Origin of the sequence: Streptococcus sp. sy018, assembly GCF_007859185.1 — a bacterium.
Lineage (GTDB): Bacteria > Bacillota > Bacilli > Lactobacillales > Streptococcaceae > Streptococcus.
In genome coordinates, this window is the sequence record NZ_VOHN01000001.1 from 173240 (window position 1) to 185926 (window position 12687).

Genomic DNA, 12687 nt, shown 5'->3' on the forward strand with positions numbered 1-12687 from the left:
GAATGAGTATCAATCATAAAAAAGAAAGGAAAACTATGGACAGAACGATTCCCTTATATAAACAGTATCTTTTTGGTTTTGTTTTGTTATTGTTTTCCTTGTTTTTTGCAGTGATGATTATGGCTTATTGGGCTATGCGTCCTCATTTGCTAGCTAGTCAGCAAGCAAGACAAGTGGCCCAAGAAGTTGCCCAATTAAAGCAGACGAATCAGGTAGAGCGTTACAGTGGTGAAATGACCTATTACACTATTTATGGTCAAACTCAAGATGACCAAGAGGTCATTGTTACAATTAACCAAGAAACTGGTCAGGTTTATATGGTGCCACAAAGTACAGGCTTGAGTAAGGAAGAGGCAGTAGCCAAGGCTCAAGACTATGGTGCAGGTACTATTGATAAAGCAGTATTTGGTCGTTATCAAGAACGGTCAATCTGGGAAGTTAAGTCAGACAAAGCCTACTATCTGATTGATTTTACTTCAGGTGAGTTAGTGAAAAAGGAGGGCTTATGAGCAAATTAGCCAAGCGAATCCAAGCCATGCAAGAAAGTGCCACCTTAGCTACTGGTGCTAGGGCACAGGCTTTGAAAGCACAGGGCAAGGATATTATTGACTTGACACTAGGACAACCTGATTTTCCAACGCCTAAAAATATTGGTAAACAAGCTATTGACAGTATTTTAAGCGGTCAAGCGAGCTACTATACCGTAGCCAGTGGTTTACCAGATTTGAAATCTGCTATTGCAAGCTACATGAAACATTATTATGGTTATGAGGTGTCGCCAAAGGAAATTGTAGCCGCTACTGGAGCTAAATTTATCCTATATGCCTTTTTTATGGCTGTATTGGATGAGGGCGATGAAGTACTTATTCCTACACCTTACTGGGTATCTTATGCTGAGCAGGTCGTCTTGGCTCAAGGTCAGCCCATTTTTGTTGAAACTAATGAAACCAATCAGTTTAAGGTTACGGTAGCTGATTTGGAACAGATGGTCAGTTCGCGGACGAAAGTTTTGCTGTTAAATACACCATCCAATCCAACGGGAATGGTTTATAGTCGTGAAGAGTTATTGGCTATTGGTCGTTGGGCGGTGGAGCGAGATGTTTTAATTTTAGCTGATGATATCTATGGGCGCTTGGTTTATAATGAAACAGAGTTTGTTCCGATTTCCAGTTTATCTGAAGCCATTCGGCAACAAACTGTCGTGGTCAATGGGGTGTCTAAGACCTATGCCATGACAGGTTGGCGAGTTGGTTTTGCAGTTGGAAATGCAGCCATTATTTCTGCTATGAGTAAGTTCATCAGTCAAACCACATCTAATTTGACCACAGTGGCTCAATATGCAGCCATTGAAGCTCTAACTGGTCCACAAGATGAGGTTGAAAAGATGCGTCAAGCTTTTGAAGAGCGTCTAAATACCATTTATCCACTTATCCAAGAGATTCCAGGTTTTAGTTTAATTAAACCTCAAGGTGCCTTTTATCTTTTTATCAATTTCAGTGAAGCCATGAAACTAAAAGGCTATGAGCAAGTTGTTGATTTTACCAATGATTTACTGGAAAAAACAGGTGTGGCCCTTGTTGCAGGTGAAGGATTTGGTGCACCAAATCATATTCGTCTAAGTTATGCGACAGACTTAAAGAGTTTAACAGAAGCCGCTAAACGCATTAAGTCTTTTATGGAAAATTAAAATAGAAAGAAAAGAAAAATGATGTCAAAAGATTATGTTGCAATTATTGATGTGAAAGATCATGTTGGTCAGGAAGTGACCATCGGTGCATGGGTAGCTAACAAGTCAGGTAAAGGAAAATTAGCCTTTTTGCAATTACGAGATGGCACAGCCTTTTTCCAAGCTGTTGCTTTTAAGCCTAATTTTATTGAAAAATATGGTGAAGAAGACGGAACAGCCAAGTTTGACGTGATTAAACGTCTTAGCCAAGAAACATCTGTTTTGGTAACAGGTATCGTTAAAGAAGATGAACGCTCAAAATTTGGTTATGAACTTGATGTGACTGACTTGGAAGTAGTTGGAGAAAGTGTGGATTACCCAATTACACCAAAAGAACATGGAACAGATTTCTTGATGGATCACCGTCATTTGTGGTTACGTTCACGTCGTCAAATGGCTATCATGCAAATCCGTAATGCTATTATTTATGCGACTTATGAATTTTTTGACCAAAATGGCTTTGTCAAATTTGATAGCCCAATCTTATCAGGAAATGCAGCTGAAAATACGACAGAACTGTTTGAAACAGACTACTTTGGCAATCCAGCCTTTCTAAGTCAATCAGGTCAGCTTTATCTAGAAGCAGGGGTTATGGCCTTGGGTCGAGTCTTTGACTTTGGTCCAGTTTTCCGTGCTGAAAAATCTAAGACACGTCGTCATTTGACTGAATTTTGGATGATGGATGCAGAGTATGCTTTCATGAGTCATGAGCAGTCACTTGATTTACAAGAAGCTTATGTTAAAGCCTTGATTCAAGGGGTATTAGACCGTGCACCTCAAGCCTTAGAAATTCTAGAACGTGATGTTGAAGCGCTTAAACGTTATATTGCAGAGCCATTTAAGCGTGTGTCTTATGACGATGCTATCAGTCTTTTACAAGAGCATGAGGCGGACGAAGATACAGATTATGAACACATAGAGCATGGCGATGATTTTGGTTCACCACATGAAACGTGGATTTCTAACTACTTTGGTGTGCCGACTTTTGTGGTCAACTACCCAGCTAGCTTTAAGGCCTTCTATATGAAACCAGTTCCAGACAATCCAGAGCGTGTCTTGTGTGCGGATTTGTTGGCACCAGAAGGCTACGGTGAAATCATTGGTGGTTCGGTTCGTGAAGATGATTACCAAAAATTATATGACAAGATTGTAGCAGAAGGACTAGATCCTAAGGATTATGCTTTCTATCTTGATTTGCGTAAATATGGATCAGTTCCTCATGCAGGTTTTGGTCTAGGCTTGGAGCGTATGGTGACCTTTGTGGCAGGAACGAAACATATCCGTGAAGCCATTCCATTCCCACGCATGTTACACCGTTTGAAACCATAAAAAGATCGCTTCGGCGATTTTTTTCGTTGCTTGTCGTCGGATATTCTTGATTTATGCTATAATGTAGAAAAGATAAGGAAAGGAGTGTTGTCATGAATAAAGGCCTTGATTTAGTGATTGTGACAGGAATGAGTGGTGCAGGTAAAACCGTAGCTATCCAATCCTTCGAAGATCGTGGCTACTTTACCATTGATAATATGCCACCGGCCTTGGTCCCAAAATTTTTAGAGTTAATTCAACAGACTGATGATTACCAGTCTGTCGCCTTGGTCATTGATATGCGTAGTCGTCTTTTTTTCAAGGAGATGAGCCAAATTTTAGACCAGCTAGAAAGGAATGCTCAGTTAGCTGTCAAAATCCTATTCTTAGATGCAACAGATAGTGAATTAGTTGCTCGTTATAAGGAAACGAGACGTAGTCATCCCTTGGCAGCAGATGGCAGAGTCTTAGATGGGATTAGCCGTGAACGTGAGCTGCTAGCTCCCTTGAAAAATCTGAGTCAACATGTTGTTGATACTACCGAATTAACTCCTCGTCAATTACGCCAAACCATCCTCGATCAATTTTGCCAATGGGATGATCAATCTGGTTTTCGTATTGAAGTGATGAGTTTTGGTTTTAAGTATGGACTGCCTTTGGATGCAGACTTGGTTTTTGATGTTCGCTTTTTGCCCAATCCTTATTATCAACAATCCTTACGCGAGCAGACTGGCTTGGATAAGGCGGTGTTTGATTATGTGATGACGCAACCCCAGTCCGAGCAATTTTACCAGCATTTACTGGCAATGCTAGAGCCAATTTTACCGTCTTACAAGGCAGAAGGCAAGTCAATTTTGACACTGGCTATTGGTTGCACAGGTGGTCAGCATCGCAGTGTGGCTTTTGCTCATAGATTATCTCAAGATTTGTCGAAAAATTGGTTGGTTAATGAAAATCATCGTGACTGTGAACGACGTAAGGAAACGGTGAATCGCTCATGAGAAAACCCAAAGTAACCGTTATTGGTGGTGGAACAGGCATTCCAGTTATTTTGAGTAGCCTTCGCCATGAAGATGTTGATATTACAGCTATTGTGACTGTTGCTGATGATGGCAGCTCATCAGGGCAACTGCGTTCAGCCATGAAAATTTCACCACCTGGCGATCTTCGCAATGTTTTAGTGGCAATGAGTGACATGCCCAAATTTTACGAGCAAATCTTCCAGTATCGTTTTCAAGAAAATGATGGGCCCTTGGCAGGTCATCCCTTGGGTAATTTGATTATAGCAGGTCTGTCAGAGATGCAGGGGTCAACCTATAAGGCTATGCAAATCTTGACCCAGTTTTTCCATACAACAGGTAAGATTTATCCTGCTAGTGACCAGCCCTTGACCCTACATGCAGTTTTTCAAGATGGACACGAAGTGGTGGGAGAGAGTAGCATTTCAGATTATCAAGGCATGATTGATCATGTTTTTGTCACTAATACTTATAATGATGACACACCAAAAGCCAGCGATCAGGTGGTTAAGGCTATTATGGAGAGTGACTTGATTGTCTTAGGCCCTGGTTCACTCTTTACCTCGATTTTGCCAAATCTCGTGATTCCAGAAATCCGTGAAGCACTTTTGGTGACACAAGCAGAAGTTGCTTATGTTTGCAATATCATGACCCAGTATGGTGAAACGGAGCATTTCAAAGATAGTGACCATGTTGCCGTCTTGAATCGGCACTTGGGACAAGATATTATTGATACCGTCTTGGTTAATGTCAAGCCTGTTCCTAGTGGCTACATGAATAGCCATGCCTTTGATGAATACTTGGTGCAAGTGGAGCATGATTTGACAGGCTTACAAAAACTAACCAAACGAGTGGTCGCCTCTAACTTTCTTCGTTTGAAAAATGGCGGAGCTTTTCATGATGGCAATCGAGTTGTGGCAGAATTGATGCAGTTAATTAAAGGAAGACAAGATGAGTTTCACCACAAGAATTAAAGAAGAAGTTTTAGGACTTCCCCAACCCGATAAGGCACAACTAGCAGCACTTGTAAAAATGTCTGGTAATCTAAGTTTAACTGCTGACGGTCTAACTCTTTCAATCATGACTGAAAATGCTAAAATTGCTCGTCATATTTATGAACAGTTAGTGGCTTATTACCACATTGAGCCAGAAGTTTCCCATCATCAAAAAACCAATTTGAAAAAAAATCGTGTCTATTTGGTGGTGGTGAGTCAGGATGTGTCACAGATTCTAGCTGATTTACAATTAGCCGATGCTTTTTTTGGTCTGGCAACTGGTATTGAAAAACGTGTCTTATCTGATGATGATGTGGGACGTGACTATCTCCGCGGGGCTTTTCTAGCCACAGGAACGGTAAGGGATCCAGAATCTGGTAAGTATCAACTTGAAATATTTTCGGTTTATTTGGATCATGCCCAAGACCTAGCCAAGCTCATGCGTAAATTTATGCTAGATGCCAAGGTCTTGGAACATAAAAATGGTGCGATTACTTATTTACAAAAAGCAGAGGACATTATGGATTTTCTGATTGTGATTAAGGCCATGGAAGCTTGGAGCAGTTTTGAGGAAATTAAACTGTTACGAGAAACACGCAATGACCTTAACCGTGCCAACAATGCTGAAACAGCTAATATCGCTAAAACCATCACAGCCAGCATGAAAACCATTAACAATATCATTAAAATTATGGATAATCTTGGTCTGGAAAATTTGCCCTTGGAATTGCAACAAATTGCTCAAGTAAGAGTGGCTCATCCTGATTACTCTATTCAACAGATAGCCGATAGTTTGGATTTTCCCTTGACCAAAAGTGGTGTCAATCATAGACTACGTAAGCTCAATAAGCTGGCAGAAGAGTTATAACTAAGAAAACTAGCCAATAATTTGACTAGTTTTTTTATTTTTCTTGAAAAATTTACAAAAGATGATATACTTAACTGGTTAATCAATTAAGGAGAATACCATGAAACACCTCTATCAATTTTGTATCTTATTGAGTTTCTTTCTAATGAGCCTAGGTTTTAGAAGTTATTCAGTTTTGGCAGAAACTCAGCCTATTAAAGTGATGACCACTTTCTATCCGATTTATACCTTTACCAAGGCAGTTGTTGGTAACACAGGAGATGTGACCATGTTGATTGGACCTGGGATGGAAATTCATGACTTTGAACCCTCAACGAAAACCATGATAGAGTTGGAAAAAACAGATGATTTTATCTATCTTGATCCAAGTATGGAAACTTGGGTGGCTCAGTTAGAAAAAACCAATAGTAGCAGAAAAACTAATATGATTAAGGCTAGTGGTGAGATGATATTAGCGACTAGTCAAGAAAGTCCAGAAGAACATCAAAAAGAAGAGCATGTTCATGAAGTTGATCCACATCTTTGGCTGTCACCACGTCGAGCGATTCAATTGGTCGAAAACATCAAAGACAGTTTAGTCAAGGCACATCCTGATTTAGCTTCTCAATTTGAACAAAATGCAGCCCAGTATTTGAAACAGTTGAAAGAACTGGATAAAGACTATCAAGTGGCTTTTTCACAAGCCAAACAGAAAAGCTTTGTCACTCAGCATGCCGCTTTTACTTATTTAGCTTTGGATTATCAGCTGCAACAAATTGCCATAACAGGCATCTCAGCAGATATAGAACCAAGTGCTAAACACCTGATCCAACTCATCGACTATGTCAAAAAATATGAAATTAAGTATATTTATTTTGAAAAAAGTGCCTCAAAAAATCTAGCTAGAACACTCGCCAGTGAAGCCAATCTTAATATTGCTGTACTTAACCCCTTGGAAAGCCTAACCCAAGAAGAAATCAAGAAAGGCCAAGATTACTTCTCTGTCATGCGAGCCAATCTTAAAGCCCTTCGTTTAACAACGGATCGTGCAAGTAAAACTGTTGAGGATGAAAAGGACTAATGAAATAAATGATGAGATAGCTATTTTAAGAAGATTATCTTCTTAAAATGGCTTTTTGTATAACAAAAAACTCCTTCTCGATAAATCGAAAAGGAGTTAAGTTCAAACCTAGTTTGATATGGTTTCTTATTTGAGACCGTATTTTTTGTTGAAACGATCCACACGTCCATCTGCTTGAGTGAATTTTTGACGACCAGTGTAGAATGGATGAGAATCAGATGAAATCTCAACACGGATAAGTGGGTAAGTTTCACCTTCAAATTCAACTGTTTCTTTTGAAGATTTTGTTGAACCACTTAGGAACTGGTAACCAGTAGTAGTGTCAAGGAATACAACCGGACGGTATTCTGGATGGATGTCTTTTTTCATGTTAAAAAATTCCTTTCTGCCATAGCTTTTTTAAGCCATAGTTTATTAACCATTTCATTCTACCACATTATTTTTTTTTGTCAAGATTTTTGCTGAGATTTATTGAAAAAGTTCTTGCAACTCACGATAGATTTGCTGGTTTTCTTCGACTGAGGCTGAATTAGCTCCGCTAGCAAGGGGATGTCCACCACCGTCATGTTTTTTTGCTACTTGATTGATGACTTTTTCCTTGCTACGCAAGCGAACGCGGTAATGTCCTTCTGGCTGTTCGACAAAAATCGCCCAGGTCTGCACGCTATCAATTTTACCAGGGCTCCCCACGATAGCTGCGGTATCAGCGTCAGTCACACCAAACTGAGCTAATCGTTCTTGGGTGAGAGTGACACAGGCAACACCATGTTCATCAATTTCTAGATTTTCAAACATATAGCCTTGTAGCTTGGCAATTTTCAAAGAAAAACTATCCATCTGTCGTGCTAGAGCAGAAAAGTCAAAGGAGAATTGTCTTAGATAGGCGGCGATTTCCAAGGTCCTACTGCTAGTAGCAGGGTAAAGAAAGCGTCCAGTATCGCCTATGATACCAGCATAGAGCAGATAAGCAGCACGATCAGACATTTTCCAGTTGGCAGCTAGGGCAAGTTCAGTGATTATTTCACTGGCAGAAGAAGCTTGGGTATTGACATAGACTAAATCACCGTAGGGTTCATCATTAGGATGATGGTCGATTTTGATGAGATAATCTCCCTTTTGATAACGGTCATCATCAATACGAGCCGTATTGGCAGTATCGGTGACAATGACCAAGGCATGTTGATAATCTTTATCTTCAACCTTGTCCATTTGTGCCAACCACACCAAGTTAGGTACATCAAGACCTGTCGTCAAAACAGTCTTGTTTGGATAATTATGCTTAATCAGTTCAGCTAATCCCACTTGACTACCTAGAGCATCGGGATCAGGACGCTGATGACGATGAATAATAATGGTTGAGTAGGTTTTGATTTTTTCTAAGATATTTGTCATCACAATGATACTTTCTTTATTTTTTATCCATTATATCACGGAATTAAAGAAAGTGACAATGTGTTGAAAGGTTCATTAGAAGCAAGATTAGAAGATAAATTTAAAATTTATAGATGGTTTTGCTTGTGCCCTAGTCAAAGATGAAACTGGAAAAGAAGTCCTGCAAGCACGCGTTAATAGTAATGGTGAATTAGAATTTAGTGATTCTATTGATTCGGTTAAAACAAAAAATTGGAAAGTAGTAGCAACCTATTATTTTGACTCTCTTGAAGAATATAACTTTGAAGAATAAATCGTTTAGCCTAAATAAATGGTTTGTTCCCTTCGTTGAAATATGATATAATAAATAACATATTTTTAGGAGGATAAAATGGCTTTAGCTAAGATAGTGTATGCTAGCATGACTGGCAATACAGAAGAAATTGCAGATATTGTTGCTGATAAGTTAAAAGACTTGGGACATGTTGTTGATATTGATGAATGCACAGCAGTTGATGCGAGTGATTTTGAAGATGCAGACATCATGGTAGTGGCAAGTTATACTTATGGCGACGGAGAATTACCTGATGAAATCGTTGATTTTTACGAAGATTTGCAAGAACTTGATTTGACAGGGAAAATTTATGGCGTCGTTGGGTCAGGAGATACCTTCTACGATGAATTTTGTAAAGCTGTCGATGATTTTGAAGAAGCTTTTGCTCAAACGGGGGCAACCAAAGGAGCTGATTCGGTCAAGGTAGATTTGGCTGCTGAAGATACAGATATTGAAAAACTAGAAAACTTTGCTCAGCTTTTGTCTGAACAGTTGGCATAAGAGAAATCAAAAGTAATCTGGCTCAAAGGAGTGAGGTTACTTTTTACTTAGATTAAACATGAAACATACTAAACAATTATTACTGGCAATTTTTACTTTAGCTGCTTTAGCAAGTTTACTCCGCTATTTTTTGAATCAGTGGCTGGTATCTGATTGGACTAACTTGTTAATTAACATTTTTGGTGTCTTTTCTCTAGTAGTGAGTTTGGAAGGTTATTTCTTGGCCAAAAAGATAGACCCTTTGTTGATTAAAGCTTTACAAATTGGTTTTTTTGGTGGTTTAACCACCATGGCAAGTCCCTTTTTAGTCATTTATGATCAATTCCAACAAGGTCAATACGGACAGATGATTTTAATTTGGACAGTGCATATTTTTGGTGGCTTACTAACTTGTTATTTAGGTCGCTATGTCGTTAGAAAATGGTGGGAAAATTGATGTTACTTGTAGGCATTGCTGTCTTTGCAGGACTTGGGGCGATGGGGCGTTATTATTTGTCTAGTCTTAATCAAAAAGTTAATTTGCCACTTGGTACCCTTTTGGCGAATTTACTAGCGACTTTTGTTTTAGTTTATGCCAGTAAGCAGTTGTCATCTGTCAGTTACTTACCCATGTTAACAGTTGGCTTGGTCGGTGGTTTAGGGACTTATTCAAGTGTTCAGGTAGAGTTATTGAATAGATCGGACCATCACAAGCAAGTGATCACTTATTTTTTGTTAACTTATCTAGGGGGATTGCTGATGATTTTTTTAGGATTTTCCCTGTAAAATTCTTGACAAATGAAGTAATAGTTTGATAGAATAATCAGCGTATGTAATGGACATACAAAAAACGGCTAATCCGCTGGGACAAGCACCTAATGATTAGCAAGAGAAGGAGAATAAATTAAATGAATCCATTAATTCAAAGTTTGACAGAAGGTCAACTTCGTTCAGATATCCCATCATTCCGTCCTGGTGACACTGTTCGTGTTCACGCTAAGGTTGTTGAGGGAAGCCGTGAGCGTATCCAGCTTTTTGAAGGTGTGGTTATCTCACGTAAAGGTCAAGGTATCTCAGAAATGTACACTGTCCGCAAGATTTCAAGCGGTATCGGTGTTGAGCGTACTTTCCCACTTCACACACCACGTGTTGATAAGATTGAAGTCGTACGTTACGGTAAAGTACGTCGTGCTAAACTTTACTACCTACGCGCATTGCAAGGTAAAGCGGCACGTATCAAAGAAATTCGTCGTTAATCAGAGTTTCTTCCTGATAAAATCTGCTCTTGTGGCAGATTTTTTACTTAGTCCTCTTAGTTAAATGGAGATAACAACTCCCTCCTAAGGAGTCGTTGCAGGTTCGATTCCTGCAGGGGACATGATAGAAGTTGAAAATAAAAAATAGCTTAAATCAATCATTGAAAAATAGCATGGCATGATTTAATCTATTTTTTATTGTTTTTTGACGAGTTTATTATTCTATTGTTTTAAACTATTGAGATATGAGGACTTATTGTGAGAAAAAAACCTTCGCTGGATAGTCGTATTGACTATTCCTTGTTATTGCCCGTCTTTTGTTTGTTGTTAATTGGTCTGTTATCCGTTTATGTGGCCACGAATACAGATTATCCTCAAATGGTTTGGTTCATGCTGGGGCAACAATTGATTTGGGTTCTTTTAGGCTGTGTCATTGGTTTTATTGTGATGTTTTTTAGTACCAGTTTCCTCTGGAAAGGAACACCTTGGTTTTATCTCTTGGGTCTGAGTCTTATGGTTTTACCTTTGATTTTTTTCAGTCCTCGTTTGGTTGAAGCTACCGGAGCTAAAAACTGGGTTAGCATCGGATCGATCACGCTTTTTCAACCGTCGGAGTTCATGAAGATTGCCTACATTTTGGCCCTCTCTCGATTGACCGTATGGTTCAATCAAAAACGCTCCAAAGAAACCTTTAAGGAAGACCTGATTTTATTAGGTTACTATACCTTATTAACCCTGCCAGTTTTAGTCTTATTAGGTTTTCAAAAAGATTTAGGGACAGCCATTGTTTTTCTAGCCATTTTACTTGGTTTAGTTGTTTTATCAGGAATTTCTTGGAAAATTCTTGGTGCCATCTTTGCTTTCTTGTTGGCTATTTTTGCTCTTTTTCTGACCATCTTTTCGTTTGAAGCGGGTCGTGAATGGCTTTATCGTTTGGGGATAGGCACCTACCAAATCAACCGTATTTCTGCCTGGCTTAACCCCTTTGATTATGCTCAAGATATTGCTTATCAACAAACGCAAGGCATGATTGCGATTGGTACAGGCGGCTTAACTGGTAAGGGATTTAATGTGCTTGACTTAGCTGTTCCCGTTCGTGAAAGTGATATGATTTTTACAGTGATTGCTGAGAATTTCGGTTTTATTGGCTCGGTTCTGGTTTTGGGCTTATATCTCTTGTTGATTTATCGGATGATTCGGATTACATTTTTATCAAACAATGTTTTTTATACCTATATTGCCACAGGCTTTATCATGATGATTCTCTTTCATATTTTTGAAAATATCGGAGCCAGTCTAGGTATTCTCCCCTTAACGGGAATTCCACTTCCTTTCATTTCACAGGGGGGAAGTTCCATGATTAGTAATCTCATCGGTGTTGGTCTTGTTCTATCCATGTCTTATCAAAATCAATTATTGACGGAAAAAGAAATTGCCAAGCGATTCCGTCGTTCTAACAAGTATTAGACTTGACTATCAATAATAACATCGGTTTATTTGGTGGAAGATTGCTTTTTTGTCGAAAAATAGCTATACTTTCATCAAATAAACTTATTTTTTTGGAGAAGAAAATGCAACATTCAAGCTGGCATGACTTAATCAAGGCAGAATTGCCTAGTGGCTACTATCAAAAAATCAATTACTTTATGGATAAGGTTTATCAAGAAGGAATTGTCTATCCTCCTAGGGACAAGGTCTTCCATGCCATTCAAGTCACTGCTTATGAAGAGGTTAAGGTGGTGATTTTAGGTCAGGATCCTTATCATGGCCCAAATCAAGCACAGGGGTTGTCTTTTTCTGTGCCAGATAGTCTGCCTGCCCCTCCTTCTTTGCAAAATATCCTCAAAGAACTAGCTGATGACCTAGGACAACGCAACAGTCATGACTTAACCAGTTGGGCTAAGCAAGGCGTTTTGCTCCTCAATGCTTGTTTAACGGTTCCCCAACATCAAGCCAACGGCCATGCGGGTCAAATTTGGGAACCATTCACAGACGCCATCATCAAGGTCATTAATCAAAAAACAAGCCCAGTCGTTTTTATCCTTTGGGGGTCTTATGCTAGACGAAAGAAAAATCTAATCAGTAATCCCAAACATCTAGTGTTAGAATCAGCTCACCCAAGCCCTTTATCAGCCTATCGCGGTTTTTTTGGCTCACGTCCTTTTTCTAAAACCAACGATTTTTTAAACCAACAGAACCTATCAACAATTGATTGGTTAAAATAAAGGTAAAACGATTTGTTTTTAATTGACAAGCTATGTTTGTTTTTG

General features: G+C 39.1%; 15 protein-coding genes and 1 tRNA gene. 14 read left to right on the forward strand and 2 right to left on the reverse strand.

Annotated features, from left to right (window positions below; all coding sequences use genetic code 11):
- The first annotated feature begins 35 nt into the window (after positions 1-35).
- From FRX52_RS00850 to FRX52_RS00880, 7 genes are all read left to right on the forward strand, one after another.
- A complete protein-coding gene (locus FRX52_RS00850; protein ID WP_186603304.1) occupies positions 36-509 on the forward strand; it encodes a DUF5590 domain-containing protein in 474 nt (157 codons plus the stop codon).
- Positions 506-1687 carry a pyridoxal phosphate-dependent aminotransferase gene (locus tag FRX52_RS00855; RefSeq protein WP_146538162.1) on the forward strand — a complete coding sequence of 394 codons (1182 nt, stop codon included), beginning with the start codon at positions 506-508 and terminating at the stop codon, positions 1685-1687. The genes FRX52_RS00850 and FRX52_RS00855 overlap by 4 nt, the downstream gene beginning before the upstream one ends.
- Before the next feature lie 21 nt (positions 1688-1708).
- Positions 1709-3055 (forward strand): asparagine--tRNA ligase, encoded by a 1347-nt coding sequence (gene asnS, locus FRX52_RS00860; RefSeq protein ID WP_146538163.1) that lies wholly within the window; start codon positions 1709-1711, stop codon positions 3053-3055.
- A 92-nt stretch (positions 3056-3147) separates the two neighbouring features.
- Positions 3148-4035, forward strand: coding sequence for an RNase adapter RapZ (rapZ, locus tag FRX52_RS00865; RefSeq protein WP_146538164.1), 888 nt, complete (start codon positions 3148-3150; stop codon positions 4033-4035).
- On the forward strand, positions 4032-5027 hold the full coding sequence (locus tag FRX52_RS00870) for a YvcK family protein (RefSeq protein ID WP_146538165.1): 996 nt from the start codon (positions 4032-4034) through the stop codon (positions 5025-5027). Before rapZ ends, FRX52_RS00870 begins: the two co-directional genes overlap by 4 nt.
- The gene (whiA, locus tag FRX52_RS00875) at positions 5005-5916 is read left to right on the forward strand and encodes a DNA-binding protein WhiA (RefSeq protein ID WP_146538166.1); all 912 of its coding nucleotides are present in this window, start codon (positions 5005-5007) and stop codon (positions 5914-5916) included. Before FRX52_RS00870 ends, whiA begins: the two co-directional genes overlap by 23 nt.
- Positions 5917-6016: 100 nt before the next feature.
- Positions 6017-6976, forward strand: a complete 960-nt coding sequence (locus tag FRX52_RS00880; RefSeq protein WP_146538167.1) for a metal ABC transporter substrate-binding protein — start codon at positions 6017-6019, stop codon at positions 6974-6976.
- Positions 6977-7102: 126 nt separating this feature from the next.
- On the opposite strand, the gene FRX52_RS00885 is transcribed toward FRX52_RS00880, so the two are convergent.
- Complete coding sequence (locus tag FRX52_RS00885; RefSeq protein WP_146460076.1) at positions 7103-7345, reverse strand: type B 50S ribosomal protein L31; 243 nt, start codon at positions 7343-7345, stop codon at positions 7103-7105.
- Between the two features lie 99 nt (positions 7346-7444).
- Positions 7445-8368, reverse strand: a complete 924-nt coding sequence (locus FRX52_RS00890) for a bifunctional oligoribonuclease/PAP phosphatase NrnA (RefSeq protein WP_146538168.1) — start codon at positions 8366-8368, stop codon at positions 7445-7447.
- Positions 8369-8738: 370 nt separating this feature from the next.
- Between FRX52_RS00890 and FRX52_RS00895 the strand changes: the two genes are divergently transcribed.
- The 7 genes from FRX52_RS00895 to FRX52_RS00925 all read left to right on the forward strand — a co-directional run bounded on the left by FRX52_RS00895 (position 8739) and on the right by FRX52_RS00925 (position 12642).
- Positions 8739-9182 carry a flavodoxin gene (locus tag FRX52_RS00895; RefSeq protein ID WP_146460081.1) on the forward strand — a complete coding sequence of 148 codons (444 nt, stop codon included), beginning with the start codon at positions 8739-8741 and terminating at the stop codon, positions 9180-9182.
- Positions 9183-9240: 58 nt separating this feature from the next.
- A complete protein-coding gene (locus FRX52_RS00900) occupies positions 9241-9618 on the forward strand; it encodes a CrcB family protein (protein WP_146538169.1) in 378 nt (125 codons plus the stop codon).
- A complete protein-coding gene (locus FRX52_RS00905) occupies positions 9618-9947 on the forward strand; it encodes a CrcB family protein (RefSeq protein WP_186603305.1) in 330 nt (109 codons plus the stop codon). Before FRX52_RS00900 ends, FRX52_RS00905 begins: the two co-directional genes overlap by 1 nt.
- Before the next feature lie 122 nt (positions 9948-10069).
- The gene (rplS, locus tag FRX52_RS00910; protein WP_146460089.1) at positions 10070-10417 is read left to right on the forward strand and encodes a 50S ribosomal protein L19; all 348 of its coding nucleotides are present in this window, start codon (positions 10070-10072) and stop codon (positions 10415-10417) included.
- A gap of 50 nt (positions 10418-10467) precedes the next feature.
- Positions 10468-10539, forward strand: a tRNA-Arg gene (locus FRX52_RS00915).
- 133 nt (positions 10540-10672) lie between these two features.
- Complete coding sequence (locus tag FRX52_RS00920) at positions 10673-11884, forward strand: FtsW/RodA/SpoVE family cell cycle protein (RefSeq protein WP_146538171.1); 1212 nt, start codon at positions 10673-10675, stop codon at positions 11882-11884.
- A 104-nt stretch (positions 11885-11988) separates the two neighbouring features.
- On the forward strand, positions 11989-12642 hold the full coding sequence (locus FRX52_RS00925) for a uracil-DNA glycosylase (RefSeq protein ID WP_146538172.1): 654 nt from the start codon (positions 11989-11991) through the stop codon (positions 12640-12642).
- Positions 12643-12687: the final 45 nt, after the last annotated feature.

Excerpts from the sequence above, each read along its gene's own strand:
- FRX52_RS00850 (WP_186603304.1), top strand. The coding sequence starts at position 36 with ATGGACAGAACGATTCCCTTATATAAACAGTATCTTTTTGGTTTTGTT.
- FRX52_RS00855 (WP_146538162.1), top strand. The coding sequence starts at position 506 with ATGAGCAAATTAGCCAAGCGAATCCAAGCCATGCAAGAAAGTGCCACC.
- asnS (WP_146538163.1), top strand. The coding sequence starts at position 1,709 with ATGTCAAAAGATTATGTTGCAATTATTGATGTGAAAGATCATGTTGGT.
- rapZ (WP_146538164.1), top strand. The coding sequence starts at position 3,148 with ATGAATAAAGGCCTTGATTTAGTGATTGTGACAGGAATGAGTGGTGCA.
- FRX52_RS00870 (WP_146538165.1), top strand. The coding sequence starts at position 4,032 with ATGAGAAAACCCAAAGTAACCGTTATTGGTGGTGGAACAGGCATTCCA.
- whiA (WP_146538166.1), top strand. The coding sequence starts at position 5,005 with ATGAGTTTCACCACAAGAATTAAAGAAGAAGTTTTAGGACTTCCCCAA.
- FRX52_RS00880 (WP_146538167.1), top strand. The coding sequence starts at position 6,017 with ATGAAACACCTCTATCAATTTTGTATCTTATTGAGTTTCTTTCTAATG.
- FRX52_RS00885 (WP_146460076.1), bottom strand. The coding sequence starts at position 7,345 with ATGAAAAAAGACATCCATCCAGAATACCGTCCGGTTGTATTCCTTGAC.
- FRX52_RS00890 (WP_146538168.1), bottom strand. The coding sequence starts at position 8,368 with ATGACAAATATCTTAGAAAAAATCAAAACCTACTCAACCATTATTATT.
- FRX52_RS00895 (WP_146460081.1), top strand. The coding sequence starts at position 8,739 with ATGGCTTTAGCTAAGATAGTGTATGCTAGCATGACTGGCAATACAGAA.
- FRX52_RS00900 (WP_146538169.1), top strand. The coding sequence starts at position 9,241 with ATGAAACATACTAAACAATTATTACTGGCAATTTTTACTTTAGCTGCT.
- FRX52_RS00905 (WP_186603305.1), top strand. The coding sequence starts at position 9,618 with ATGTTACTTGTAGGCATTGCTGTCTTTGCAGGACTTGGGGCGATGGGG.
- rplS (WP_146460089.1), top strand. The coding sequence starts at position 10,070 with ATGAATCCATTAATTCAAAGTTTGACAGAAGGTCAACTTCGTTCAGAT.
- FRX52_RS00925 (WP_146538172.1), top strand. The coding sequence starts at position 11,989 with ATGCAACATTCAAGCTGGCATGACTTAATCAAGGCAGAATTGCCTAGT.